25 protein-coding genes are annotated in these 24949 nt (G+C 40.7%); 24 read left to right on the top strand and 1 reads right to left on the bottom strand.

What is annotated here, in order from left to right; all coding sequences use genetic code 11:
* Window positions 1-98: 98 nt before the first annotated feature.
* The 10 genes from HT685_RS03355 to HT685_RS03315 all read left to right on the top strand — a co-directional run bounded on the left by HT685_RS03355 (window position 99) and on the right by HT685_RS03315 (window position 8001).
* Complete coding sequence (locus HT685_RS03355; RefSeq protein WP_173278950.1) at window positions 99-1427, top strand: ABC transporter substrate-binding protein; 1329 nt, start codon at window positions 99-101, stop codon at window positions 1425-1427.
* Window positions 1428-1678: 251 nt separating this feature from the next.
* Window positions 1679-2545 (top strand): sugar ABC transporter permease, encoded by an 867-nt coding sequence (locus HT685_RS03350; RefSeq protein ID WP_162278974.1) that lies wholly within the window; start codon window positions 1679-1681, stop codon window positions 2543-2545.
* A gap of 15 nt (window positions 2546-2560) precedes the next feature.
* The gene (locus HT685_RS03345; RefSeq protein WP_001192006.1) at window positions 2561-3400 is read left to right on the top strand and encodes a carbohydrate ABC transporter permease; all 840 of its coding nucleotides are present in this window, start codon (window positions 2561-2563) and stop codon (window positions 3398-3400) included.
* Window positions 3401-3627: 227 nt separating this feature from the next.
* The gene (locus HT685_RS03340) at window positions 3628-4080 is read left to right on the top strand and encodes a YhcH/YjgK/YiaL family protein (protein ID WP_173225697.1); all 453 of its coding nucleotides are present in this window, start codon (window positions 3628-3630) and stop codon (window positions 4078-4080) included.
* Window positions 4081-4362: 282 nt separating this feature from the next.
* Complete coding sequence (locus tag HT685_RS10060) at window positions 4363-4557, top strand: hypothetical protein (RefSeq protein ID WP_025169385.1); 195 nt, start codon at window positions 4363-4365, stop codon at window positions 4555-4557.
* A gap of 82 nt (window positions 4558-4639) precedes the next feature.
* Entirely contained in the window at window positions 4640-5284 is a 645-nt protein-coding gene (locus HT685_RS03335) for a YesL family protein (RefSeq protein WP_173225702.1), read from the top strand.
* A 173-nt stretch (window positions 5285-5457) separates the two neighbouring features.
* Window positions 5458-6375, top strand: a complete 918-nt coding sequence (locus HT685_RS03330) for a dihydrodipicolinate synthase family protein (RefSeq protein WP_173278949.1) — start codon at window positions 5458-5460, stop codon at window positions 6373-6375.
* Window positions 6376-6392: 17 nt separating this feature from the next.
* Window positions 6393-7277, top strand: coding sequence for an ROK family protein (locus HT685_RS03325; protein ID WP_173225709.1), 885 nt, complete (start codon window positions 6393-6395; stop codon window positions 7275-7277).
* 96 nt (window positions 7278-7373) lie between these two features.
* A complete protein-coding gene (locus HT685_RS03320) occupies window positions 7374-7661 on the top strand; it encodes a hypothetical protein (RefSeq protein WP_173225712.1) in 288 nt (95 codons plus the stop codon).
* On the top strand, window positions 7651-8001 hold the full coding sequence (locus HT685_RS03315; protein ID WP_173225715.1) for a type II toxin-antitoxin system mRNA interferase toxin, RelE/StbE family: 351 nt from the start codon (window positions 7651-7653) through the stop codon (window positions 7999-8001). Before HT685_RS03320 ends, HT685_RS03315 begins: the two co-directional genes overlap by 11 nt.
* A gap of 61 nt (window positions 8002-8062) precedes the next feature.
* Here the strand turns inward: HT685_RS03315 and HT685_RS03310 are convergent, their stop codons facing one another.
* Window positions 8063-8914, bottom strand: a complete 852-nt coding sequence (locus HT685_RS03310) for a MurR/RpiR family transcriptional regulator (protein ID WP_173225719.1) — start codon at window positions 8912-8914, stop codon at window positions 8063-8065.
* Window positions 8915-9107: 193 nt separating this feature from the next.
* Between HT685_RS03310 and pbp2b the strand changes: the two genes are divergently transcribed.
* The 14 genes from pbp2b to ileS all read left to right on the top strand — a co-directional run bounded on the left by pbp2b (window position 9108) and on the right by ileS (window position 24913).
* Window positions 9108-11165: a penicillin-binding protein 2B gene (gene pbp2b / locus HT685_RS03305; RefSeq protein ID WP_173225722.1), complete on the top strand. Its 2058-nt coding sequence runs from the start codon at window positions 9108-9110 to the stop codon at window positions 11163-11165.
* Window positions 11166-11175: 10 nt separating this feature from the next.
* Complete coding sequence (gene recR, locus HT685_RS03300) at window positions 11176-11772, top strand: recombination mediator RecR (RefSeq protein WP_000966754.1); 597 nt, start codon at window positions 11176-11178, stop codon at window positions 11770-11772.
* Between the two features lie 175 nt (window positions 11773-11947).
* Entirely contained in the window at window positions 11948-12991 is a 1044-nt protein-coding gene (locus HT685_RS03295; RefSeq protein WP_173225726.1) for a D-alanine--D-alanine ligase, read from the top strand.
* Between the two features lie 83 nt (window positions 12992-13074).
* Window positions 13075-14445: a UDP-N-acetylmuramoyl-tripeptide--D-alanyl-D-alanine ligase gene (gene murF, locus HT685_RS03290; RefSeq protein WP_173225729.1), complete on the top strand. Its 1371-nt coding sequence runs from the start codon at window positions 13075-13077 to the stop codon at window positions 14443-14445.
* On the top strand, window positions 14435-15046 hold the full coding sequence (locus HT685_RS03285) for an NUDIX hydrolase (RefSeq protein ID WP_173225732.1): 612 nt from the start codon (window positions 14435-14437) through the stop codon (window positions 15044-15046). The genes murF and HT685_RS03285 overlap by 11 nt, the downstream gene beginning before the upstream one ends.
* 90 nt (window positions 15047-15136) lie before the next feature.
* Window positions 15137-15841 (top strand): TIGR02206 family membrane protein, encoded by a 705-nt coding sequence (locus HT685_RS03280; RefSeq protein ID WP_173225735.1) that lies wholly within the window; start codon window positions 15137-15139, stop codon window positions 15839-15841.
* Between the two features lie 217 nt (window positions 15842-16058).
* On the top strand, window positions 16059-17432 hold the full coding sequence (ftsA, locus tag HT685_RS03275) for a cell division protein FtsA (RefSeq protein ID WP_173225738.1): 1374 nt from the start codon (window positions 16059-16061) through the stop codon (window positions 17430-17432).
* A 16-nt stretch (window positions 17433-17448) separates the two neighbouring features.
* Window positions 17449-18708 (top strand): cell division protein FtsZ, encoded by a 1260-nt coding sequence (gene ftsZ, locus HT685_RS03270; protein WP_000144272.1) that lies wholly within the window; start codon window positions 17449-17451, stop codon window positions 18706-18708.
* Window positions 18709-18712: 4 nt separating this feature from the next.
* Entirely contained in the window at window positions 18713-19384 is a 672-nt protein-coding gene (locus HT685_RS03265; RefSeq protein WP_173225744.1) for a YggS family pyridoxal phosphate-dependent enzyme, read from the top strand.
* 9 nt (window positions 19385-19393) lie between these two features.
* Entirely contained in the window at window positions 19394-19933 is a 540-nt protein-coding gene (locus tag HT685_RS03260) for a cell division protein SepF (protein ID WP_173225748.1), read from the top strand.
* On the top strand, window positions 19933-20196 hold the full coding sequence (locus tag HT685_RS03255; RefSeq protein ID WP_100104129.1) for a YggT family protein: 264 nt from the start codon (window positions 19933-19935) through the stop codon (window positions 20194-20196). The genes HT685_RS03260 and HT685_RS03255 overlap by 1 nt, the downstream gene beginning before the upstream one ends.
* Window positions 20193-20978: an RNA-binding protein gene (locus tag HT685_RS03250; protein ID WP_173225752.1), complete on the top strand. Its 786-nt coding sequence runs from the start codon at window positions 20193-20195 to the stop codon at window positions 20976-20978. Before HT685_RS03255 ends, HT685_RS03250 begins: the two co-directional genes overlap by 4 nt.
* An 8-nt stretch (window positions 20979-20986) precedes the next feature.
* A complete protein-coding gene (locus HT685_RS03245) occupies window positions 20987-21868 on the top strand; it encodes a DivIVA domain-containing protein (RefSeq protein ID WP_345789531.1) in 882 nt (293 codons plus the stop codon).
* Between the two features lie 252 nt (window positions 21869-22120).
* Complete coding sequence (gene ileS, locus HT685_RS03240) at window positions 22121-24913, top strand: isoleucine--tRNA ligase (RefSeq protein WP_173225755.1); 2793 nt, start codon at window positions 22121-22123, stop codon at window positions 24911-24913.
* Window positions 24914-24949: the final 36 nt, after the last annotated feature.

Here is a 24949-nt window from a genome sequence, read left to right as displayed (position 1 = left end):
AGGAGAGTGGTGGATGCATCGGATGAAATGAAAACGCATACAAATACAATCTTACTCATTATCCAATATGGATACGCTTATTACATAGGAGAATACAGATGAAATTTAGAAAATTAGCTTGTACAGTACTTGCGGGTGCTGCGGTTCTTGGTCTTGCTGCTTGTGGCAATTCTGGCGGAAGTAAAGATGCTGCCAAATCAGGTGGTGACGGTGCCAAAACAGAAATCACTTGGTGGGCATTCCCAGTATTTACCCAAGAAAAAACTGGTGACGGTGTTGGAACTTATGAAAAATCAATCATCGAAGCGTTTGAAAAAGCCAATCCAGATGTAAAAGTGAAATTGGAAACTATTGACTTCAAGTCAGGTCCTGAAAAAATCACAACAGCTATCGAAGCAGGAACAGCTCCAGACGTACTCTTTGATGCACCGGGACGTATCATCCAATACGGTAAAAACGGCAAATTGGCTGAGTTGAACGACCTTTTCACAGATGAATTTGTTAAAGATGTCAACAATGAAAACATCGTACAAGCAAGTAAAGCTGGAGACAAGGCTTACATGTATCCAATTAGTTCTGCCCCATTCTACATGGCAATGAACAAGAAAATGCTAGAAGATGCTGGAGTTGCAAACCTTGTAAAAGAAGGTTGGACAACTGATGATTTTGAAAAAGTATTGAAAGCACTCAAAGACAAGGGTTACACACCAGGTTCATTGTTCAGTTCTGGTCAAGGGGGAGACCAAGGAACACGTGCCTTTATCTCTAACCTTTATAGTGGTTCTGTAACAGATGAAAAAGTTAGCAAATATACAACTGATGATCCTAAATTCGTCAAAGGTCTTGAAAAAGCAACTGGCTGGATTAAAGACAATTTGCTCAATAATGGTTCACAATTTGACGGTGGAGCAGATATCCAAAACTTTGCCAACGGTCAAACATCTTACACAATCCTTTGGGCACCAGCTCAAAATGGTATCCAAGCTAAACTTTTAGAAGCAAGTAAGGTAGAAGTGGTAGAAGTACCATTCCCATCAGACGAAGGTAAACCAGCTCTTGAATATCTTGTAAACGGATTTGCAGTATTCAACAATAAAGACGACAAGAAAGTCGCTGCATCTAAGAAATTCGTTCAATTTATCGCGGATGACAAAGAATGGGGTCCAAAAGACGTTGTTCGTACAGGTGCCTTCCCAGTCCGTACTTCATTTGGCAAACTTTATGATGACAAACGCATGGAAACAATCAGCGGCTGGACTCAATACTACTCACCATACTACAACACTATTGATGGATTTGCTGAAATGAGAACACTTTGGTTCCCAATGTTGCAATCTGTATCAAATGGTGACGAAAAACCAGCGGACGCTTTGAAAGCCTTCACTGAAAAAGCGAACGAAACAATTAAAAAAGCTATGAAACAATAGTCCTTAGTTATTCTATAAAAAGTAGTTTTTTAAAGAACCTAAGAGTGTATACCCCCTTTTCCCTCTACACAGATAGTGTAAGAAAAGGGGGGCTTTTGTTTAAAATGTAAGAAATTGTCACGAAATTAAAATGAAGTTCTTACATAAGCGAATCATAAAAAATTTCATTTTGATTTTAAAACAGTTCAAGAAAGTCAAAAAATATTCTATTTGAAAGAGAGGTGCCTACTGTGAAAGTCAATAAAATCCGTATGAGGGAAACAGTGATTTCCTATGCTTTCCTAGCACCAGTGTTGTTCTTCTTTATTATCTTTGTTTTAGTACCAATGATTATGGGCTTCATCACAAGTTTCTTTAACTACTCTATGACTAGTTTTGAATTTGTGGGCTTAGATAACTATGTCCGTATGTTTAAAGATCCTGTCTTTACAAAATCTCTGATTAACACAGTTATTTTGGTTGTTGGCTCTGTACCGATTGTTGTTCTCTTCTCGCTCTTTGTAGCGTCACAGACCTATCATCAAAATGCTATTGCCAGATCTTTCTACCGTTTCGTTTTCTTCCTTCCTGTTGTAACAGGTAGTGTTGCTGTAACGGTTGTATGGAAATGGATTTATGATCCGCTATCAGGTATCTTAAACTTTGTTTTGAAATCTAGTCATATCATCACTCAAAATATTTCATGGCTGGGCGACAAGCACTGGGCATTGCTGGCGATTATGATTATCCTCTTGACAACGTCTGTTGGTCAACCGATTATCCTTTATATCGCCGCTATGGGGAATATTGACAATTCATTGGTTGAAGCAGCTCGTGTTGATGGTGCAACTGAATTTCAAGTTTTCTGGAAGATTAAATGGCCAAGCCTTCTTCCAACAACTCTTTATATCGCAATCATCACGACAATCAACTCCTTCCAAGTTTTCGCCTTGATTCAATTGTTGACATCTGGTGGGCCAAACTACTCTACAAGTACCTTGATGTACTACCTGTACGAAAAAGCCTTCCAATTGACAGAATATGGTTATGCAAATACAATTGGTGTCTTCTTGGCAGTCATGATTGCGATCGTAAGTTTTGTTCAATTTAAGGCGCTCGGAAACGACGTAGAATACTAAAGAAAGGAGACAGCTATGCAATCTACAGAAAAAAAACCATTAACAGCCTTTACTGTTATTTCAACAATCATTTTGCTCTTGTTGACTGTGCTGTTCATCTTTCCATTCTACTGGATTTTGACAGGGGCATTCAAGTCACAGCCTGATACCATTATGATTCCGCCACAATGGTTCCCTAAAATGCCAACCATGGAAAACTTCCAACAACTTATGGTGCAGAACCCTGCCTTGCAATGGATGTGGAACTCAGTATTTATCTCATTGGTAACCATGTTCTTAGTTTGTGCAACCTCATCTCTAGCAGGTTATGTATTGGCTAAAAAACGTTTCTATGGTCAACGCATTCTCTTCGCTATCTTCATCGCTGCTATGGCGCTTCCAAAACAAGTTGTCCTTGTACCATTGGTACGTATCGTCAACTTCATGGGAATTCATGACACTCTTTGGGCAGTTATTTTGCCTTTGATTGGATGGCCATTTGGTGTCTTCCTTATGAAACAATTCAGCGAAAATATCCCTACAGAGTTGCTCGAATCAGCTAAGATTGACGGTTGTGGTGAGATTCGTACCTTCTGGAGCGTAGCCTTCCCAATTGTAAAACCAGGGTTTGCGGCTCTTGCAATCTTTACCTTCATCAATACTTGGAATGACTACTTCATGCAATTGGTTATGTTGACTTCACGTAACAATTTGACTATTTCACTTGGGGTTGCGACCATGCAGGCTGAAATGGCAACCAACTATGGTTTAATTATGGCAGGAGCAGCCCTTGCTGCTGTGCCAATCGTAACAGTCTTCCTAGTCTTCCAAAAATCCTTCACACAGGGTATTACTATGGGAGCGGTCAAAGGATAATACTCTGCGAAAATCGAATGCAAACTAGGTCAGCGTCACCTTGCCATACTTAAGTATTGCCTGCGGTTAGCTTCCTAGTTTGTTCTTCAATTTTCATTGAGTATAAGAGAATATAGAGTTATAAGTGTCTACAAAATGGAGGGTATGCAGTTACTTTATGAAGTTTTGTCAGACACTTATCAACTTAAGAATGGTTTTAGTTAACTATCAGAAACGAAGGAAAGAGTATGATTTTTGACGATTTGAAAAACATCACCTTTTACAAAGGGATTCATCCTAATTTAGACAAGGCTATCGACTATCTCTACCAACATCGTAAAGATTCTTTCGAATTAGGAAAGTATGAGATTGATGGAGATAAAGTCTTTCTAGTTGTTCAGGAAAATGTCCTCAATCAAGTTGAGAATAATCAATTTGAGTATCATAAGAACTATGCAGATTTGCATTTGTTGGTAGAAGGGCATGAATATTCGAGCTACGGTTCACGTATCAAAGATGAAGCAGTAGCATTTGACGAAGCGAGTGACATTGGCTTTGTTCATTGTCATGAACACTACCCACTCTTGTTGGGTTATCACAATTTTGCGATTTTCTTCCCAGGAGAGCCACATCAACCAAATGGTTATGCAGGTATGGAAGATCAAGTTCGCAAGTATTTGTTTAAAATTTTAATTGATTAAAAATAGGATGAATTGTTTTTTGTAAAGCTTTGATAATACTCTACCATGAAATTGATCTTTGTGAGGTAGAGAAATGAGCTCTTATTGTCAGTATCTTTATTCAGAAATGCTATTGGTATAGCAGGATTGAAGTTCAGCAAAGTCTTTATGGCTGCGGCAGCAAGAGTAGGATTACTGACCAAGATTTCTGGAAGGATTTTACAAATAGCTGTGAATCTAGTTGATGTATATGGTTGTATAAACTTTTAAAATGTGAGAATGAAAGCACTTTGTATTTTTTTATTGAAAGCACTTTGTATTTTTTTATTGAATATGTTAGCTTGGACAGTGCTTGCAATGATAGTCCGTGGAGGGCTAGATGGATTTAATGAGCATACTTGGAGTACTATTTTAATTGCTTCGCTGTCCGGGATATATATAGATTATATGTCCATAGATAAAAATAGAAAAAAGTCCAAAAGAAAAAAGAAAAAATAGCTTTGTTCATGGTAGGGACTTATGAAAGCTTTACTGATAAAAAAGAAAATAGTTTACAAAGAAAAATGATGGGGGAGCAAAGATGTCACAAAAAGGAAGAAGTCTCATCAAGGCTGCATTTGATACAGATAATTTTCTAATGCGAATTAGTGAGAAGGTTTTAGATATTGTAACAGTCAATCTTCTCTTTGTAGTAACTTGTTTGCCAATCGTAACGATTGGAGTGGCTAAAATCAGCCTCTACGAGACCATGTTCGAAGTTAAGAAGAGCAGACGTGTTCCAGTTTTTAGAACCTATCTAAGAGTTTTCAGGCAAAATCTGAAACTAGGTTTTCAGTTGGGGATGTTAGAATTAGGAATTGTATTTCTAACCCTTTCAGATCTCTATCTTTTCTGGGGTCAAACAGCTTTGCCCTTCCAATTGGTTAAAGCTATTTGTCTAGGTATTCTGATTTTCCTTACCATTGTGATGTTGGCTAGCTATCCAATCGCGGCACGTTATGACCTATCTTGGAAAGAAATTCTTCAAAAAGGATTGATGTTGGCTAGTTTTAATGCTCCTTGGTTTATCTTGATGATTGCAATTATCTTTTTGATTTTGATGATTCTATATCTATCAGCTTTTACCCTTCTATTGGGAGGATCAGCTTTTATTCTCTTTGGTTTTGGACTTCTTGTTTTTTTACAAGTGGGAGTGATGGAAAAGCTATTTGCTAAGTATGAGTAAGGGGGGCAATTATTTCTGAAACTACTTTCAAACGCTCCAAACGCTATTCTATAAGCGAGAAACTAAAATCTAAGTGTCCATAAGATATTGAAAGCCTTTTCGGTAAAGTGTATACTAAAGAAGTAAAGAAAGAATCTGCTTTAGCAGAAAATAAAAATAATAGGAGAAAATCTATGTCAGATTTGAAAAAATACGAAGGTGTCATTCCAGCCTTCTACGCATGTTATGATGAACAAGGAGAAGTAAGTCCAGAACGTACGCGTGCCTTGGTTCAATACTTCATTGATAAAGGTGTTCAAGGTCTCTATGTCAATGGTTCTTCTGGCGAATGTATCTACCAAAGCGTTGAAGACCGTAAGTTGATTTTGGAAGAAGTTATGGCAGTTGCCAAAGGTAAATTAACTATTATTGCCCACGTTGCTTGCAACAATACCAAAGATAGTATGGAACTTGCTCGCCACGCAGAAAGCTTGGGTGTAGATGCCATTGCAACGATTCCACCAATTTACTTCCGCTTGCCAGAATACTCAGTTGCCAAATACTGGAACGATATTAGTTCTGCAGCTCCAAATACAGACTATGTCATCTACAACATTCCTCAATTGGCAGGTGTTGCTTTGACTCCAAGTCTTTATACTGAAATGTTGAAGAATCCTCGTGTTATCGGTGTGAAGAACTCTTCTATGCCAGTTCAAGATATCCAAACTTTTGTTAGCCTTGGTGGGGAAGACCATATCGTCTTTAACGGTCCAGATGAACAGTTCCTAGGTGGTCGCCTCATGGGTGCCAAAGCTGGTATCGGTGGTACATATGGTGCTATGCCAGAACTCTTCTTGAAACTCAACCAATTGATTGCTGACAAAGATTTGGAAACAGCGCGCGAATTGCAATATGCTATCAATGCAATCATTGGCAAATTGACTGCTGCACATGGAAATATGTACGGTGTCATCAAAGAGGTCTTGAAGCTCAATGAAGGACTGAACATTGGTTCTGTTCGTTCACCATTGACACCAGTGACTGAAGAAGATCGTCCAGTTGTAGAAGCAGCTGCAGCCTTGATTCGTGAAACCAAGGAGCGCTTCCTCTAATCCATAAGGAGGTATTTATGACACACTACGTTGCAATTGATATCGGTGGAACCAACATCAAATATGGTTTGGTTGATCAAGAGGGGCAACTTCTTGAATCGCATGAAATGCCAACAGAGGCGCATAAGGGTGGACCTCATATCTTACAAAAGACCAAAGATATCGTAGCTAGCTATTTAGAACAAGGTCCAGTAGCAGGTGTTGCTATTTCGTCTGCTGGGATGGTGGATCCTGATAAGGGTGAGATTTTCTATGCTGGACCTCAGATTCCAAATTATGCAGGAACCCAGTTCAAGAAGGAAATCGAGACTAGCTTTGCTATTCCTTGTGAAATTGAAAATGATGTCAACTGTGCAGGTCTTGCTGAAGCGGTATCTGGTTCAGGTAAGGGAGCGAGTGTCACCCTTTGCCTGACTATTGGAACAGGTATCGGTGGTTGCTTGATTATGGATGGGAAGGTTTTCCATGGATTTAGCAATTCAGCCTGTGAAGTTGGTTATATGCATATGCAGGATGGAGCGTTCCAAGATTTGGCCTCTACAACAGCTTTGGTGAAATATGTAGCAGCAGCTCATGGAGAAGAAGTTGACCAGTGGAATGGCCGACGTATCTTTAAGGAAGCCACTGAAGGAAACAAAATCTGCATGGAAGGTATTGACCGTATGGTTGACTATCTAGGAAAAGGTCTGGCAAATATTTGCTATGTGGCTAATCCAGAAGTAGTCATTCTCGGTGGTGGTATCATGGGACAAGAGGCTATCCTCAAACCCAAGATCCGCACAGCCTTGAAAGAGGCTTTGGTACCAAGCCTAGCCGAAAAAACACGATTAGAATTTGCCCATCATCAAAATACAGCAGGGATGTTGGGTGCTTACTATCATTTTAAAACAAAACAATCCTAGTTTGGCCCAGCCAAACTAGGATTTTCTAATCAAGTTCCCTTGACTTTCTTTATAATTGTGAGATAATAAATAAAATATATAAGAGAGTTATATAAAATGACTATAGCAAGTTCAAATAAAATTGTGACCTTCCAAGCTAATAGAGAATTGGTAAATGATGCCATGGAAGTGTTAAAAGAAAAAAATCTCTCTCTTTCATCGGCACTTAGATTATTTTTAAAGAATGTTGCCGTAACAAATGAAGTAGATTTACTGAGTGAAGAGGAATTAGAGAAGGAGTACTTGTTTAGACAATTACAAGCAGAAGTTCAAGAAAGTTATGCCAAGATTGAGGCTGGAAATTACTTGACAGATGAGGATGTCGTGACACGCTATGGATTATAGAAGATATAGGATTTTGTATTCTCCTAGAGTGATTGATAGTCTGGATAAAATATATCAGTATATAGCAGAGGAAATCGGTTCTGTAGAGGCTACTAGACGAAAAGTAGCCAATATTAGAAAAGATATTAATCGGCTAGAAATTTTCCCCCAAGCTGGATTTGATGCCGATGAAAAATTTGGTAAGAAATTAGATCCTCGCTACCAAACGCGAGGATTGACCTTGAGTAAGGATTACATCGTATTATATACAATTGTTGAGGATACCGTCAGACTTGCTTATTTACTCCCTTCAAAAAGTGATTACATGAAATTATTTAAGACTAAGTCAAGATACGACTGATTCATAATCTTGAAGAGGTATGTTTGGTGATGAATAAAAATCCTAGTTTGGCTCAGCCAAACTAGGATTTTCTGACGCGTTTTTGTCTACGATAGCCGTTGAGTTTCTTATTTTCCCAGTAGCTATTAAAGATTTTTTCCTTGTTTTCACGATTGATTTCCAAAAAGTAGGCATAAATCAAATCGATAAAGAAGAGCATAGGAAGTTGAGCGGATATTCGTTGGATATAGGAAGGCTGGCTGTGGGTGGCTACAAGAACAGTCTCTGTGTAGACCTGACTATCTTTATTGGGAACACTTGAAAAGAGTACCGTCTTTGCCCCCATCTCCTTAGCGTCTAATAAACTGTCTAAAATAGAGGGAGTTGTGCCAGAAAGTGAGAAACCAAGTACGAGACAATTTTCGTCCATAATACTGGTTGTCCAGGCAAAGCCGTCTTGATCGGTCAAAGCTTCGCAGACCACACCCAGACGCATGAAGCGCAATTTCATTTCACGAGCAACAAGGCCAGAACTACCTGTTCCGAAGAAGTAGACACGCTCAGCATCTTCGATTAATTGGGCAATTCGTTCTAGTTGGACTTCGTCAATCAAGTCTTGTGTTTGTTCCCGCATATTGCTATAGCTTCTGAGGACTCGTTTGGTCAGTGGACTGTGCTTGAAGACTTGGTTGGCTTGATGTTCTGCCTCATGTTGGTATTGGAAAATAAATTCTCGATAACCTGTAAAGCCACACTTTTTAGCAAAGCGGGTCAGAGCAGCCTGAGAGATATGTAATTTTTGAGTGACCTGTTGGGAGGAAAGGTCATCTTGAATGGTTTCTGCTTGTAAAAAATAGCGAGCGATTTCTTGCTCTAGGTCTGTCATTTCTTCAAAATGTGAATCAATGACAGTTGCGATATCTGGTTTGTCCATAGGGAAGGCTCCTTTAAATGAGTCGTGTTGGAAAAAGACTAGATTATTGAACTTTTACATTCATTATAACATATAATATAGGGATGGATAAATAAAAACGTATCTTACTGTAAAAACGAAAAAAAGCTTCTTTCTTTTCCATAATTTTCTGCTCAAATTGTGGTACAATTAAGAGTAAGATTTTAAGTTAGAAATGAGACTGATTTGTATGAGAAAATTTAACAGCCATTCGATTCCGATTCGGCTTAATTTATTGTTTTCAATCGTCATTTTACTCTTTATGACCATTATTGGTCGTTTGTTGTATATGCAGATTTTGAACAAGGATTTTTACGAAAAAAAGCTAGCCTCAGCTAGTCAGACCAAGGTCACAACCAGTTCTGCCCGTGGGGAAATCTATGATGCTAGTGGAAAACCTTTGGTAGAAAATACGTTAAAACAGGTTGTTTCCTTTACGCGTAGCAATAAAATGACGGCTACAGACTTAAAAGAAATAGCTAAAAAGTTACTGACTTATGTGAGCATCAGTTCGCCAAATTTGACAGAACGCCAGCTGGCTGATTACTATTTGGCTGATCCTGAAATCTATAAAAAAACAGTGGAAGCTCTCCCAAGTGAGAAACGCTTGGATTCAGATGGCAATCGCCTATCCGAATCAGAACTGTATAACAATGCGGTCGATAGTGTCCCAACAAGTCAACTAAACTATACAGAGGATGAAAAGAAAGAAATCTATCTTTTTAGTCAGTTAAATGCTGTTGGAAACTTTGCGACAGGAACCATTGCGACAGATCCTCTAAATGATTCTCAGGTGGCTGTTATTGCCTCTATTTCAAAGGAGATGCCTGGCATTAGTATTTCTACTTCTTGGGATCGAAAGATTTTGGAAACTTCCCTTTCTTCTATAGTAGGGAGTGTATCCAGTGAAAAAGCTGGTCTCCCAGCGGAAGAAGCAGAATCCTATCTTAAAAAAGGCTATTCTCTAAATGACCGTGTTGGAACCTCGTATTTGGAAAAGCAATATGAAGAGACCTTACAAGGAAAACGCTCGGTAAAAGAAATCCATCTGGATAAATATGGCAATATGGAAAGCGTGGACACAATTGAGGAAGGTAGTAAGGGAAACAATATCAAACTGACCATTGATTTGGCCTTCCAAGATAGCGTGGATGCTTTGCTGAAAAGTTATTTCAATTCCGAGCTAGGAAATGGTGGAGCCAAGTATTCTGAGGGTGTGTATGCAGTCGCCCTTAACCCCAAAACAGGTGCTGTTTTGTCTATGTCAGGACTCAAACATGACCTGAAAACGGGAGAGTTGACTCCTGATTCCTTGGGAACGGTAACCAATGTCTTTGTCCCAGGGTCAGTAGTTAAGGCCGCTACCATCAGCTCAGGTTGGGAAAATGGTGTTTTATCAGGAAACCAAACCTTAACAGATCAGCCTATTGTTTTCCAAGGTTCAGCTCCAATTTATTCTTGGTATAAATTGGCATATGGATCTTTTCCTATTACAGCTGTGGAAGCCTTGGAGTATTCATCTAATGCTTACATGGTTCAAACCGCTCTTGGAATCATGGGCCAGACCTATCAACCAAATATGTTTGTTGGAACCAGCAATTTGGAAACAGCTATGGGAAAACTTCGTGCGACCTTTGGCGAATATGGCTTGGGGGCTGCGACCGGAATTGACCTACCAGATGAATCTACTGGATTTGTTCCCAAAGAGTATAGCTTTGCTAATTACATCACCAATGCCTTTGGGCAGTTTGATAACTATACGCCCATGCAGTTGGCTCAGTATGTAGCAACTATTGCAAATGATGGTGTTCGTGTGGCTCCTCGTATTGTGGAAGGTATTTATGGAAATAATGATAAGGGAGGCCTGGGCGACTTGATTCAGCAACTGCAACCGACAGAGATGAATAAGGTCAATATATCCGACTCCGATATGAGTGTCTTGCACCAAGGTTTTTATCAGGTTGCTCATGGGACTAGTGGATTGACAACCGGTCGTGCCTTTTCAAATGGCGCAGCGGTATCCATTAGTGGAAAAACAGGTACTGCCGAAAGTTATGTTGAGGGAGGTCAAGAAGCTAACAATACCAATGCTGTGGCCTATGCACCATCAGATAATCCTCAAATCGCTGTAGCTGTTGTCTTCCCTCATAACACCAACCTTACAAATGGTGTCGGACCTTCCATTGCGCGCGATATTATCAACCTCTATAACCAACATCATCCAATGAATTAGAAAGGAACAGATGCTTTATCCAACACCTATTGCTAAGCTAATTGACAGTTATTCTAAGTTACCGGGTATCGGGATTAAGACGGCTACACGTCTGGCCTTCTATACTATTGGAATGTCTGATGACGATGTCAATGAATTTGCTAAAAATCTCCTTTCTGCTAAGAGAGAGCTGACCTACTGTTCCATCTGCGGTCGCCTGACTGATGACGATCCTTGCTCTATCTGTACCGATCCGACTCGTGACCAGACAACGATTTTAGTTCTCGAAGATAGTCGCGATGTGGCAGCCATGGAGAATATCCAAGAATACCATGGACTCTATCATGTCCTGCATGGACTCATTTCTCCCATGAATGGTATTAGTCCAGATGATATCAATCTCAAGAGTCTCATGACTCGTCTGATGGATAGTGAGGTTTCAGAAGTAATCGTAGCAACCAATGCCACAGCAGATGGGGAAGCGACTTCCATGTATCTTTCCCGCTTACTCAAGCCAGCTGGGATCAAGGTTACGCGTCTGGCACGAGGCCTTGCTGTGGGAGCAGATATCGAGTATGCGGACGAAGTCACCCTCTTACGGGCTATTGAAAATCGAACAGAGTTGTAAGTCTAGATAAATTTACGAACTCCATTCATTTATAAAAAATCAAGGAGGCTGAAAATCGTTCATATCGGCCTCTTTTTGTATAGTGTGATGAGTAGGATCAGGTTCAAGTTTTAAAAAAACAAGCAAATATGATATACTAAAGAGCGAGTATTCTAGTAGAATTAGGACAAATAATATGAAACAAACGATTATTCTTTTATATGGTGGACGGAGTGCGGAACGCGAAGTCTCTGTCCTTTCAGCGGAAAGTGTCATGCGTGCGGTTAATTACGACCGTTTCACAGTCAAGACTTTCTTCATCAGCCAGTCAGGTGACTTTATCAAAACGCAGGAATTTAGTCAGACTCCAGGTCAAGAGGACCGTCTCATGACCAATGCGACCATTGATTGGGATAAGAAAGTTGTACCAAGTGCCATCTACGAAGAAGGGGCAGTTGTCTTTCCAGTTCTTCACGGTCCGATGGGAGAAGATGGCTCTGTTCAAGGATTCTTGGAAGTTTTGAAAATGCCGTATGTCGGCTGCAATATCTTGTCATCGAGTCTTGCCATGGATAAAATCACGACCAAGCGTGTGTTAGAATCTGCTGGCATTGCCCAAGTTTCTTATGTGGCTATCGTTGAAGGGGATGATGTGACTGCTAAAATCGCTGAAGTGGAAGAAAAATTGGCTTATCCAGTCTTCACTAAGCCGTCAAACATGGGTTCTAGTGTCGGTATTTCTAAATCTGAAAATCAAGAAGAACTCCGCCAAGCTTTGGAACTTGCCTTCCGATATGACAGTCGTGTCTTGGTAGAGCAAGGGGTAAATGCCCGTGAAATCGAGGTTGGTCTACTGGGCAACTACGATGTCAAAAGCACCCTTCCAGGAGAAGTAGTCAAGGATGTTGCCTTTTATGACTACGATGCCAAGTATATTGACAACAAGATTACTATGGACATCCCAGCCAAAATCAGTGATGATGTAGTAGCTGTCATGCGCCAAAATGCAGAAACAGCTTTCCGTGCGATTGGTGGGCTCGGTCTATCTCGTTGCGATTTCTTCTATACAGATAAGGGAGAGGTTTTCCTAAACGAGCTCAATACCATGCCAGGTTTCACCCAGTGGTCAATGTATCCACTTCTTTGGGACAATATGGGAATCAGCTATCCAGACTTAATCGAGCGTTTGGTTGACCTTGCCAAGGAAAGTTTTGACAAGCGCGAAGCGCATTTGCTATAAAATGAAAGAGAGGGTAGAAGCCAGAACCATCACTGCAAGGTGACTAGAGTTCTCGGATTTCGACCCTTTTTAAAGGAGTAGAAATGAAATTAACAATTCATGAAGTGGCCCAAGTTGTCGGAGCTAAAAATGATATCAGCATCTTTGAGGACACCCAGTTAGAAAAGGCTGAGTTTGACAGTCGTTTGATTGCGACAGGAGATTTATTTGTGCCACTTAAAGGTGCGCGTGACGGTCATGACTTTATCGAAAGAGCTTTTGAAAATGGTGCAGCAGCAACCCTGTCTGAGAAAGAGCTTGCAAATTATCCTTATATTCTGGTAGATGACGTTTTGACTGCCTTTCAACAACTAGCTGCCTACTATCTTGAAAAAACGGCAGTTGATGTCTTTGCAGTTACAGGTTCAAATGGTAAGACAACGACCAAGGATATGTTGGCACACTTGCTATCGACAACCTACAAAACCTACAAAACACAAGGAAACTACAACAACGAGATTGGTCTTCCCTACACAGTTCTCCATATGCCTGAAGGAACAGAAAAGTTGGTCTTGGAGATGGGGCAGGATCACTTGGGAGATATTCATCTCTTGTCTGAATTGGCTCGTCCAAAAGCAGCCATCGTGACCTTGGTTGGAGAAGCCCATTTGGCCTTTTTCAAAGACCGTTCTGAGATTGCTAAAGGGAAAATGCAAATTGCAGATGGCATGGCTGAAGGTTCCTTGCTTTTAGCTCCGGCTGACCCTATTGTAGAGGCCTACCTGCCAGCTGATAAAAAGGTGGTCCGTTTTGGGCAAGGAGCAGAGCTGGAAATCACAGACTTGATTGAGCGCAAGGACAGTCTGACCTTTAAGGCTAATTTCTTGGAACAAGCGCTTGATTTACCGGTGACTGGTAAGTACAATGCCACTAATGCCATGATTGCGTCTTATGTTGCCCTACAAGAAGGGGTTTCAGAGGAGCAAATTCATAAGGCTTTCCAAAACCTTGAATTGACGCGTAACCGTACCGAATGGAAGAAAGCAGCCAATGGAGCAGATATCTTATCAGATGTTTACAATGCCAATCCAACTGCTATGAAGCTGATTTTAGAGACTTTCTCTGCCATTCCAGCCAACGAAGGTGGCAAGAAAATCGCTGTCTTGGCGGACATGAAGGAACTTGGTGACCAGTCAGTTCAGCTCCATAACCAGATGATTTTGAGCCTCTCGCCAGATGTGCTGGATACCGTTATTTTCTATGGAGAAGACATTGCTGAATTAGCCCAACTTGCTAGTCAAATGTTCCCAATCGGCCACGTTTACTACTTCAAGAAAACAGAAAACCAAGACCAATTTGAAGACCTAGTTAAGCAGGTCAAGGAAAGTCTAGGAGCTAATGATCAAATCTTGCTCAAGGGCTCTAACTCCATGAATCTAGCTAAGCTGGTAGAAAGTTTAGAAAATGAATGCTAGTGATTTTGCCAAGTATCTTCAAAGAATGATTGCCCTTACAGATACTGGATTAACCTTTACAAAAGATCCTTTCGACCGTGAGCGCTATGAAGACTTGCGAAGTCTGTTATCTGAAATGTTGAATCAAGCATCAGACCTTGATGCCGAAGAAGTGGCAGAAGTTTTGAAGCCAACTTCCGCTTATGCAACTCCGTTAATGGACGTCCGTGCTTGGATTGTTGAGGACGAAAAGATTTGTCTGGTTAGGGGACAAGGAGAGAATGATTGGGCTTTGCCAGGTGGCTTTGGTGAGGTTGGTTATTCTCCAACAGAAAATATTCTCAAGGAAATTGAAGAAGAAACCGGTTTTAAAGCCAAAGTTGAACGACTACTAGCTGTTTTTGATACCAATCGTTTCCAACTACAGAGCAAGCAATATGCAAAGTTTGTTTTTGAATGTAAGCTTCTTGATGGACAATTCCAAGAAAATCAAGAAATTGCTGACCTTCAATTTTTTGCCATTGACCAACTGCCAGTCTTATCTGAAAAACGCATTACCAAGGAGCAAATAGAGCTTCTTTGGCAGGTTTATCAAGGTCAGAGGGAGCAATATCTTGACTAAGAAGATGATTATCGTATTTCTAAATCCATTTTTGACAAATAGCATGGTATAATAAAATGCAGGAAAATTTTGAATCATGAGGAAGACTAGATGAATTTATGGGATATTTTCTTTACGACCCAAGCAACAGAACCACCCAAGTTTGATCTTTTTTGGTATATCAGTATATTTACACTCTTGGGTTTGACCTTTTATACAGCCTATCGCTATCGTGAAACGAGGGTTTACCAACGATTTTTCCAGATTTTACAGGCCGTTCAGTTAATCCTACTTTATGGTTGGTATGGGGTCAACCATATGCCACTATCAGAAAGCTTACCCTTTTACCATTGCCGTATGGCTATGTTTGTGGTGCTTTTGCTTCCTGGTCAGTCTAAATATAGGCAGTATTTTGCATTACTAGGAACATTTGGGACATTAGCAGCCTTTGTTTATCCAGTGTCAGATGCCTATCCTTTCCCCCATATCACCATTTTATCCTTTATTTTTGGGCATTTAGCACTCTTGGGGAACTCTCTAGTTTATCTATTGAGACAGTATAATGCGCGATTGTTGGATGTGAAGGGAATTTTTCTCATGACCTTTGCATTAAATGCCTTGATTTTTGTGGTCAATTCGGTAACAGGTGGAGATTACGGATTCCTGACAAAACCACCATTGGTTGGAGACCATGGCTTAATAGCTAATTATTTAATCGTTTCTCTGGCCCTGTCAGCAGCGATTACGTTAACAAAGAAAATCTTGGAACTATTTTTAGAACAAGAAGCAGAAAAAATGATTGCAAAGAAAGCTTAACACAGAGCTTTCTTTTTTTGTCTTAGAGTGTTTTACAAGTAGCCTATAAAACAAAAATTTCTGAATAGACAAATTCAAAAATTGGCTGGGAAATTTAGGAAAAAAGCAAGCACGATTAAATTTTTTGTGTTATAATATTCTGTGAATAGCTATGCCTATGTTTAGCTATGGAATAATACGAAGTGCGAAACTTGGAAGATAGAGAGGATGCGATGTAATGGCTAGAGAAGGCTTTTTTACAGGTCTAGATATTGGAACAAGCTCTGTCAAGGTGCTTGTGGCCGAGAAGAGAAATGGTGAATTAAATGTAATTGGCGTGAGTAATGCCAAAAGTAAAGGTGTAAAGGATGGAATTATTGTTGATATTGATGCAGCAGCAACTGCTATCAAATCAGCTATTTCCCAAGCGGAAGAAAAGGCAGGCATTTCGATTAAATCAGTGAATGTCGGCTTGCCTGGTAATCTTTTGCAGGTCGAACCAACTCAAGGGATGATTCCAGTAACATCTGATACCAAGGAAATTACGGATCAAGATGTTGAAAATGTTGTCAAATCAGCTTTGACAAAGAGTATGACACCTGACCGTGAAGTCATTACCTTTATTCCTGAAGAATTTATTGTGGATGGTTTCCAAGGGATTCGTGACCCACGTGGCATGATGGGGGTTCGCCTTGAAATGCGTGGTTTGCTTTATACAGGACCTCGTACTATCTTGCACAATTTGCGTAAGACAGTTGAACGTGCAGGTGTCCAGGTTGAAAATGTTATCATTTCGCCACTAGCAATGGTTCAATCAGTTTTGAACGAAGGGGAACGTGAATTTGGTGCTACAGTGATTGATATGGGGGCAGGTCAAACGACTGTCGCTACAATCCGTAACCAAGAACTCCAGTTTACCAATATTCTCCAAGAAGGCGGAGATTATGTAACTAAGGATATCTCTAAAGTCTTGAAAACTTCTCGCAAATTAGCGGAAGGCTTGAAACTGAATTATGGGGAAGCCTATCCGCCTCTTGCAAGCAAAGAAACCTTCCAAGTAGAAGTTATTGGAGAAGTAGAAGCAGTCGAAGTGACGGAAGCCTACTTGTCAGAAATTATTTCTGCACGAATTAAGCACATCCTTGAACAAATTAAGCAAGAATTAGATAGAAGACGTCTATTGGAGCTCCCTGGTGGTATTGTCTTAATCGGTGGGAATGCCATTTTACCGGGTATGGTTGAACTTGCTCAGGAAGTCTTTGGCGTCCGTGTCAAGCTTTATGTTCCAAATCAAGTTGGTATCCGTAATCCAGCCTTTGCGCATGTGATTAGTTTATCAGAATTTGCGGGTCAATTAACAGAAGTTAATCTTTTGGCTCAGAGAGCTATAAAAGGTGAGAATGACTTAAGTCATCAGCCGATTAGCTTTGGTGGGATGTTGCAAAAGACAGCTCAGTTTGTACAATCAACGCCTATTCAACCAGCTCCAGCTCCAGAAGTAGAGCCGGTGGCGCCTACAGAACCAATGGCGGATTTCCAACAAGCTTCACAAAATAAACCGAAATTAGCAGATCGTTTCCGTGGCTTGATCGGAAGCATGTTTGACGAATAAAGAGGAAAAATAAATTATGACATTTTCATTTGATACAGCTGCTGCTCAAGGTGCAGTGATTAAAGTAATTGGTGTCGGTGGAGGTGGTGGCAATGCCATCAACCGTATGGTCGACGAAGGTGTTACAGGTGTAGAATTTATCGCAGCAAACACAGATGTACAAGCATTGAGCAGTACAAAAGCTGAGACTGTTATTCAGTTGGGACCTAAATTGACTCGTGGTTTGGGTGCAGGAGGTCAACCTGAGGTTGGTCGTAAAGCTGCTGAAGAAAGCGAAGAAACACTGACGGAAGCTATCAGTGGCGCAGATATGGTCTTCATCACTGCTGGTATGGGAGGAGGCTCTGGAACTGGAGCTGCTCCTGTTATTGCTCGTATCGCCAAAGATTTAGGTGCTCTTACAGTTGGTGTTGTAACACGTCCGTTTGGTTTTGAAGGAAGCAAGCGTGGACAATTTGCTGTAGAAGGAATCAATCAACTACGTGAGCATGTAGATACTCTATTGATTATTTCAAACAACAACTTGCTTGAAATTGTTGATAAGAAAACACCGCTCTTGGAGGCTCTTAGCGAAGCGGATAACGTTCTTCGTCAAGGTGTTCAAGGAATTACCGATTTGATTACCAATCCAGGATTGATTAACCTTGACTTTGCCGATGTGAAAACGGTGATGGCAAATAAAGGGAATGCTCTTATGGGGATTGGTATCGGTAGTGGAGAAGAACGTGTGGTAGAAGCGGCGCGTAAGGCAATTTACTCTCCACTTCTTGAAACAACAATTGACGGTGCTGAGGATGTTATCGTCAACGTTACTGGTGGGCTCGACTTAACCTTGATTGAGGCAGAAGAGGCTTCACAAATTGTGAACCAGGCAGCAGGTCAAGGAGTGAACATCTGGCTCGGTACTTCAATTGATGAAAGTATGCGTGATGAAATTCGTGTAACAGTTGTCGCAACGGGTGTTCGTCAAGACCGCGTAGAAAAGGTTGTGGCTCCACAAGCTAGACCGACTACTAACTACCGTGAGACAGTGAAACCAGCCCATTCACATGGGTTTGATCGTCATTTTGATATGGCAGAAACAGCTGAATTGCCAAAACAAAATCCACGTCGTTTGGAACCAACTCAGGCATCTGCTTTTGGTGATTGGGATCTTCGCCGTGAATCGATTGTTCGTACAACAGATTCAGTCGTTTCTCCAGTTGAACGCTTTGAAGCCCCAACATCACAAGATGAAGATGAATTGGATACACCTCCATTTTTCAAAAATCGTTAAGTAAATGAATGTAAAAGAAAATACAGAACTTGTTTTTCGAGAAGTTGCAGAGGCTAGTCTGAGTGCTCATCGAGAGAGTGGTTCAGTCTCTGTCATTGCAGTTACCAAGTATGTAGATGTACCGACAGCGGAAGCCTTGCTTCCGCTAGGTGTTCATCATATCGGTGAAAATCGTGTCGATAAGTTTCTGGAGAAATATGAAGCTTTAAAAGATCGAGATGTGACTTGGCATTTGATTGGTACCTTACAAAGACGTAAGGTGAAAGATGTCATTCAATACGTTGATTATTTCCATGCTTTGGATTCAGTCAAGCTAGCAGAGGAAATTCAAAAAAGAAGTGACCGAGTCATCAAGTGTTTCCTTCAGGTAAATATTTCTAAAGAAGAAAGCAAGCACGGTTTTTCGAGAGAGGAACTGCTGGAAATCTTGCCAGAGTTAGCCAGACTAGATAAGATTGAATATGTTGGTTTAATGACGATGGCACCCTTTGAAGCTAGCAGGGAGCAGTTGAAAGAGATTTTCAAGGCGACCCAAGATTTGCAAAGAGAAATTCAAGAAAAACAAATTCCAAATATGCCTATGACTGAGTTAAGTATGGGAATGAGTCGTGATTATAAAGAAGCGATTCAATTCGGTTCCACCTTTGTTCGTATAGGTACAGCATTTTTTAAGTAGGAGAGAACCATGTCTTTAAAAGATAGATTCGATAGATTTATAGATTATTTTACGGAGGATGAGGATTCAAGTCTCCCTTATGAAAAAAGAGATGAGCCTGTGTTTACTCCAGTAAATTCTTCACAGGAACCGGCTCTCCCAATGCATCAACCTTCACAGTCTGCTGGTGCAAAAGATAGCAATATCACCAGACTTCATGCAAGACAACAGGAATTGGCAAATCAGAGTCAGCGTGCAACGGATAAGGTCATTATAGATGTTCGTTATCCTAGAAAATATGAAGACGCAACAGAAATTGTTGATTTATTGGCAGGCAACGAAAGTATTTTGATTGATTTTCAGTATATGACAGAGGTGCAGGCCCGTCGTTGTTTGGACTATTTGGATGGAGCTTGTCATGTTCTAGCTGGTAATCTGAAAAAGGTAGCTTCTACCATGTATCTGTTGACACCAGTGAATGTCATTGTCAATGTAGAAGATATTCGCTTGCCAGATGAAGAACAAAATGGTGAGTTTGGCTTTGATATGAAGCGAAATAGAGTACGATAATGATTTTTTTAATTCGTATGATTTATAATGCAGTGGATATTTACTCCCTGATTTTAGTAGCCTTCGCTGTCATGTCTTGGTTTCCAGGTGCCTATGAATCCAGTTTAGGTCGTTGGATTGTAGCATTGGTAAAGCCAGTGCTTTCTCCCTTGCAACGCCTGCCTTTACAGATAGCAGGTCTTGATTTATCTGTTTGGGTTGCGATTGTTTTGATTCGATTTTTAGGAGAAAACCTAGTCCGTTTTCTGGCGATGATAGGATGAATAAAGGGATTTACCAGCATTTCTCCATAGAAGATCGTCCATTTCTTGACAAGGGAATGGAATGGATAAAGAAGGTAGAAGATAGCTATGCTCCTTTTTTAACTCCTTTTATCAATCCTCATCAGGAGAAGCTATTAAAGATTTTGGCCAAAACCTATGGTCTTGCTTGTAGCAGTAGTGGGGAATTCGTCTTGAGTGAGTATGTTCGAGTTTTATTATACCCAGATTATTTCCAGCCAGAGTTTTCAGATTTTGAAATATCTCTCCAGGAAATAGTGTATTCCAATAAATTTGAACACTTAACGCATGCTAAGATTTTAGGGACAGTCATCAATCAATTAGGGATTGAACGGAAACTTTTTGGAGATATCCTAGTAGATGAAGAACGGGCGCAGATTATGGTCAATCAGCAATTTCTTCTTCTCTTTCAAGATGGATTAAAGAAAATTGGCCGTATACCCGTTTCGCTGGAGGACCGTCCTTTCACCGAGAAAATAGATAAGCTAGAACAGTATCGAGAGCTGGATTTATCTGTGTCTAGTTTTAGATTAGATGTTCTTTTATCAAATGTTTTGAAACTATCTAGGAATCAAGCAAACCAGTTGATTGAAAAGAAACTTGTCCAAGTAAATTATCATGTGGTAGACAAATCAGATTATATTGTTCAAGTTGGAGACTTGATTAGTGTGAGAAAATTTGGGCGCTTGAGATTGCTTCAAGATAAGGGACAAACGAAAAAAGAGAAGAAAAAAATAACCGTCCAGTTATTATTAAGTAAGTGAGGAATAGAATGCCAATTACATCATTAGAAATAAAGGACAAAACCTTTGGAACTCGATTCAGAGGTTTTGATCCAGAAGAAGTCGATGAATTTTTAGATATTGTGGTTCGTGATTACGAAGATCTTGTTCGTGCGAATCATGATAAAGATTTGCGTATTAAGAGTTTAGAAGAGCGTTTGTCTTACTTTGATGAGATGAAAGATTCATTGAGCCAGTCTGTATTGATTGCCCAAGACACAGCTGAGCGAGTGAAACAGGCGGCGCATGAACGTTCAAACAATATCATTCATCAAGCAGAGCAGGATGCGCAACGCTTGTTGGAAGAAGCTAAATATAAGGCAAACGAGATTCTTCGTCAAGCAACGGATAATGCTAAGAAAGTTGCTGTTGAAACAGAAGAATTGAAGAACAAGAGCCGTGTCTTCCACCAACGTCTTAAATCTACAATTGAGAGCCAGTTGGCTATTGTTGAATCTTCAGATTGGGAAGATATTCTCCGTCCAACAGCTACTTATCTTCAAACCAGTGATGAAGCCTTTAAAGAAGTGGTTAGCGAAGTACTTGGGGAACCGATTCCAGCTCCAATTGAGGAAGAACCAATTGATATGACACGTCAGTTCTCTCAAGCAGAAATGGCAGAGTTACAAGCTCGTATTGAGGCAGCCAATAAAGAATTGGCTGAATTTGAAGCTCAGGCTAAACAGGAAGTGGAAAATCCAACTCCTGTAGTGAGTCCTCAAATGGAAGAAGAGCCTGCTCATCCAGTTGGTCCAATGTACGAAGAACCAGAAGTAGCTCCAGTACATCCTTCGGCTCCAACACCAACTACAGAAACGTTTGATTCAGCACCAGGATTTGAAGCACCGCAAGAATCTGTTACAATTTTATAAGAAATATTCTGAGAACAATATCTTATCCTTATATTTCCAGCGAGCAGGAGATGGTGTGAGTCCTGCATTCCCTAACGATAAGATTATCCTCTCAAAAACTCAAGTCTGAAGCTAGTAAGATTTGACGTTCCCCACGTTACGGGATAAGAGGGAGAAAGACTAAATCTTTTTCCGAATAAAGGTGGTACCACGATTTTCGTCCTTTTTGGCAGTCGTGGTTTTTAATTTGTTATTATTTATAAAGGAGATACCATGAAACTCAAAGATACCCTTAACCTTGGGAAAACAGCTTTCCCAATGCGTGCAGGCCTTCCGACCAAAGAGCCAGTTTGGCAAAAGGAATGGGAAGATGCAAAACTTTACCAACGTCGTCAAGAATTGAACCAAGGAAAACCTCATTTCACCTTGCATGATGGCCCTCCATACGCTAACGGAAATATCCACGTTGGACATGCTATGAACAAGATTTCAAAAGATATCATTGTTCGCTCAAAATCTATGTCAGGTTTTTACGCACCATTTATCCCGGGTTGGGACACTCATGGTCTGCCAATCGAGCAAGTTTTGGCAAAACAAGGTGTCAAGCGCAAAGAAATGGACTTGGTTGAGTACTTGAAACTTTGCCGTGAATATGCTCTTTCTCAAGTAGATAAACAACGTGAAGACTTTAAACGTTTGGGTGTTTCTGGTGACTGGGAAAATCCATATGTGACTTTGACTCCTGACTATGAGGCAGCTCAAATCCGTGTATTTGGTGAGATGGCTAATAAAGGTTACATTTACCGTGGTGCCAAGCCAGTTTACTGGTCTTGGTCATCTGAGTCAGCCCTTGCGGAAGCAGAGATTGAATACCATGACTTGGTTTCAACTTCCCTTTACTATGCCAACAAGGTCAAAGATGGCAAAGGTGTTCTAGATACAGATACTTACATCGTTGTTTGGACAACTACTCCATTTACCATCACAGCTTCTCGTGGTTTGACGGTTGGTGCAGATATTGATTACGTTTTGGTTCAACCTGCTGGTGAAGCTCGTAAGTTTGTCGTTGCTGCAGAGTTGTTGACTAGCTTGTCTGAGAAATTTGATTGGGCTGATGTTCAAGTGTTGGCAACTTACCGTGGTCAAGAATTGAACCACATCGTAACAGAACACCCATGGGATACAGCTGTAGATGAGTTGGTGATTCTTGGTGACCATGTTACAACTGACTCTGGTACTGGTATTGTCCATACAGCCCCTGGTTTTGGTGAGGACGACTACAATGTCGGTATTGCTAATGATCTTGAAGTCGCAGTCACTGTTGACGAACGTGGTATCATGATGGCTAATGCTGGTGCTGAGTTTGAAGGTCAATTCTATGAAAAGGTAGTTCCAACTGTTATTGAAAAACTTGGTAACCTCCTTCTTGCCCAAGAAGAAATCTCCCACTCATACCCATTTGACTGGCGTACCAAGAAACCAATCATCTGGCGTGCAGTACCACAATGGTTCGCCTCTGTTTCAAAATTCCGCCAAGAAATCTTGGATGAAATTGAAAAAGTGAAATTCCACTCAGAATGGGGTAAAGTCCGTCTTTACAATATGATTCGTGACCGTGGCGACTGGGTTATCTCTCGTCAACGTGCTTGGGGTGTTCCGCTTCCTATCTTCTACGCTGAAGATGGTACAGCGATCATGACTGCTGAAACGATTGAACACGTAGCTCAACTTTTTGAAGAACATGGTTCAAGCATTTGGTGGGAACGTGATGCTAAGGACCTCTTGCCAGAAGGATTTACTCATCCAGGTTCACCAAATGGTGAGTTCAAAAAAGAAACAGATATCATGGACGTTTGGTTTGACTCAGGTTCATCATGGAATGGAGTTGTAGTAAACCGTCCTGAGTTGACTTACCCAGCAGACCTTTACCTAGAAGGTTCTGACCAATACCGTGGTTGGTTCAACTCATCACTCATCACATCTGTTGCCAACCATGGTGTAGCACCTTACAAGCAAATCTTGTCACAAGGTTTTGCCCTTGACGGTAAAGGTGAGAAGATGTCTAAATCTCTTGGAAATACCATTGCTCCAAGTGATGTTGAAAAACAATTTGGTGCTGAAATCTTGCGTCTTTGGGTAACAAGTGTGGATTCAAGCAACGACGTGCGTATCTCTATGGATATTTTGAGCCAAGTCTCTGAAACTTACCGTAAGATTCGTAACACTCTTCGTTTCTTGATTGCCAACACATCTGACTTTAACCCAGCTCAAGATGTAGTCGCTTACGATGAACTTCGTTCAGTTGATAAGTACATGACGATTCGCTTTAACCAGCTTGTCAAGACCATTCGTGATGCCTATGCGGACTTTGAATTCTTGACAATCTATAAGGCCTTGGTGAACTTTATCAACGTTGATTTGTCAGCATTCTACCTTGATTTTGCTAAAGATGTTGTTTACATCGAAGGTGCCAAATCACTGGAACGCCGTCAAATGCAGACTGTCTTCTATGACATTCTTGTGAAAATCACCAAACTCTTGACACCAATCCTTCCTCACACTGCGGAAGAAATCTGGTCATACCTTGAGTTTGAAGCAGAAGATTTTGTTCAATTATCAGAATTGCCAGAAGCGGAAACTTTTGCTAACCAAGAAGAAATCTTGGATACATGGGCTGCCTTCATGGACTTCCGTGGACAAGCTCAAAAAGCCTTGGAAGAAGCTCGTAATGCAAAAGTAATCGGTAAATCACTTGAAGCACACTTGACAGTTTATCCAAATGAAGTTGTGAAAACTTTACTCGAAGCAGTAAACAGCAATGTAGCTCAACTTTTAATCGTGTCTGAATTGACCATCGCAGAGGGACTAGCTCCAGAAACTGCTGTTAGCTTCGAAGATGTAGCCTTCACAGTTGAACGCGCTGCAGGCCAAGTATGTGACCGTTGCCGTCGTATCGACCCAACAACAGCAGAACGCAGCTACCATGCAGTCATCTGTGACCACTGTGCAAGCATCGTAGAAGAAAACTTTGCAGACGCAGTCGCAGAAGGATTTGAAGAGAAATAAGGTTGAGAAGTCTCTATGCGTCTAGTATATAAAAAT

The sequence above is a fragment of the Streptococcus sp. 5004 genome (genome assembly GCF_013276755.1).
In the GTDB taxonomy this organism is placed as follows: Bacteria; Bacillota; Bacilli; order Lactobacillales; family Streptococcaceae; genus Streptococcus.
The sequence above is the reverse complement of the archived record's forward strand: the minus strand, read 5'-3'. Positions and strand labels throughout refer to the sequence as shown.

Coding starts and splice junctions, on each gene's coding strand:
- HT685_RS03355 (WP_173278950.1), top strand. CDS start 99: ATGAAATTTAGAAAATTAGCTTGTACAGTACTTGCGGGTGCTGCGGTT.
- HT685_RS03350 (WP_162278974.1), top strand. CDS start 1,679: ATGAGGGAAACAGTGATTTCCTATGCTTTCCTAGCACCAGTGTTGTTC.
- HT685_RS03345 (WP_001192006.1), top strand. CDS start 2,561: ATGCAATCTACAGAAAAAAAACCATTAACAGCCTTTACTGTTATTTCA.
- HT685_RS03340 (WP_173225697.1), top strand. CDS start 3,628: ATGATTTTTGACGATTTGAAAAACATCACCTTTTACAAAGGGATTCAT.
- HT685_RS03335 (WP_173225702.1), top strand. CDS start 4,640: ATGTCACAAAAAGGAAGAAGTCTCATCAAGGCTGCATTTGATACAGAT.
- HT685_RS03330 (WP_173278949.1), top strand. CDS start 5,458: ATGTCAGATTTGAAAAAATACGAAGGTGTCATTCCAGCCTTCTACGCA.
- HT685_RS03325 (WP_173225709.1), top strand. CDS start 6,393: ATGACACACTACGTTGCAATTGATATCGGTGGAACCAACATCAAATAT.
- HT685_RS03320 (WP_173225712.1), top strand. CDS start 7,374: ATGACTATAGCAAGTTCAAATAAAATTGTGACCTTCCAAGCTAATAGA.
- HT685_RS03315 (WP_173225715.1), top strand. CDS start 7,651: ATGGATTATAGAAGATATAGGATTTTGTATTCTCCTAGAGTGATTGAT.
- HT685_RS03310 (WP_173225719.1), bottom strand. CDS start 8,914: ATGGACAAACCAGATATCGCAACTGTCATTGATTCACATTTTGAAGAA.
- pbp2b (WP_173225722.1), top strand. CDS start 9,108: ATGAGACTGATTTGTATGAGAAAATTTAACAGCCATTCGATTCCGATT.
- recR (WP_000966754.1), top strand. CDS start 11,176: ATGCTTTATCCAACACCTATTGCTAAGCTAATTGACAGTTATTCTAAG.
- HT685_RS03295 (WP_173225726.1), top strand. CDS start 11,948: ATGAAACAAACGATTATTCTTTTATATGGTGGACGGAGTGCGGAACGC.
- murF (WP_173225729.1), top strand. CDS start 13,075: ATGAAATTAACAATTCATGAAGTGGCCCAAGTTGTCGGAGCTAAAAAT.
- HT685_RS03285 (WP_173225732.1), top strand. CDS start 14,435: ATGAATGCTAGTGATTTTGCCAAGTATCTTCAAAGAATGATTGCCCTT.
- HT685_RS03280 (WP_173225735.1), top strand. CDS start 15,137: ATGAATTTATGGGATATTTTCTTTACGACCCAAGCAACAGAACCACCC.
- ftsA (WP_173225738.1), top strand. CDS start 16,059: ATGGCTAGAGAAGGCTTTTTTACAGGTCTAGATATTGGAACAAGCTCT.
- ftsZ (WP_000144272.1), top strand. CDS start 17,449: ATGACATTTTCATTTGATACAGCTGCTGCTCAAGGTGCAGTGATTAAA.
- HT685_RS03265 (WP_173225744.1), top strand. CDS start 18,713: ATGAATGTAAAAGAAAATACAGAACTTGTTTTTCGAGAAGTTGCAGAG.
- HT685_RS03260 (WP_173225748.1), top strand. CDS start 19,394: ATGTCTTTAAAAGATAGATTCGATAGATTTATAGATTATTTTACGGAG.
- HT685_RS03255 (WP_100104129.1), top strand. CDS start 19,933: ATGATTTTTTTAATTCGTATGATTTATAATGCAGTGGATATTTACTCC.
- HT685_RS03250 (WP_173225752.1), top strand. CDS start 20,193: ATGAATAAAGGGATTTACCAGCATTTCTCCATAGAAGATCGTCCATTT.
- HT685_RS03245 (WP_345789531.1), top strand. CDS start 20,987: ATGCCAATTACATCATTAGAAATAAAGGACAAAACCTTTGGAACTCGA.
- ileS (WP_173225755.1), top strand. CDS start 22,121: ATGAAACTCAAAGATACCCTTAACCTTGGGAAAACAGCTTTCCCAATG.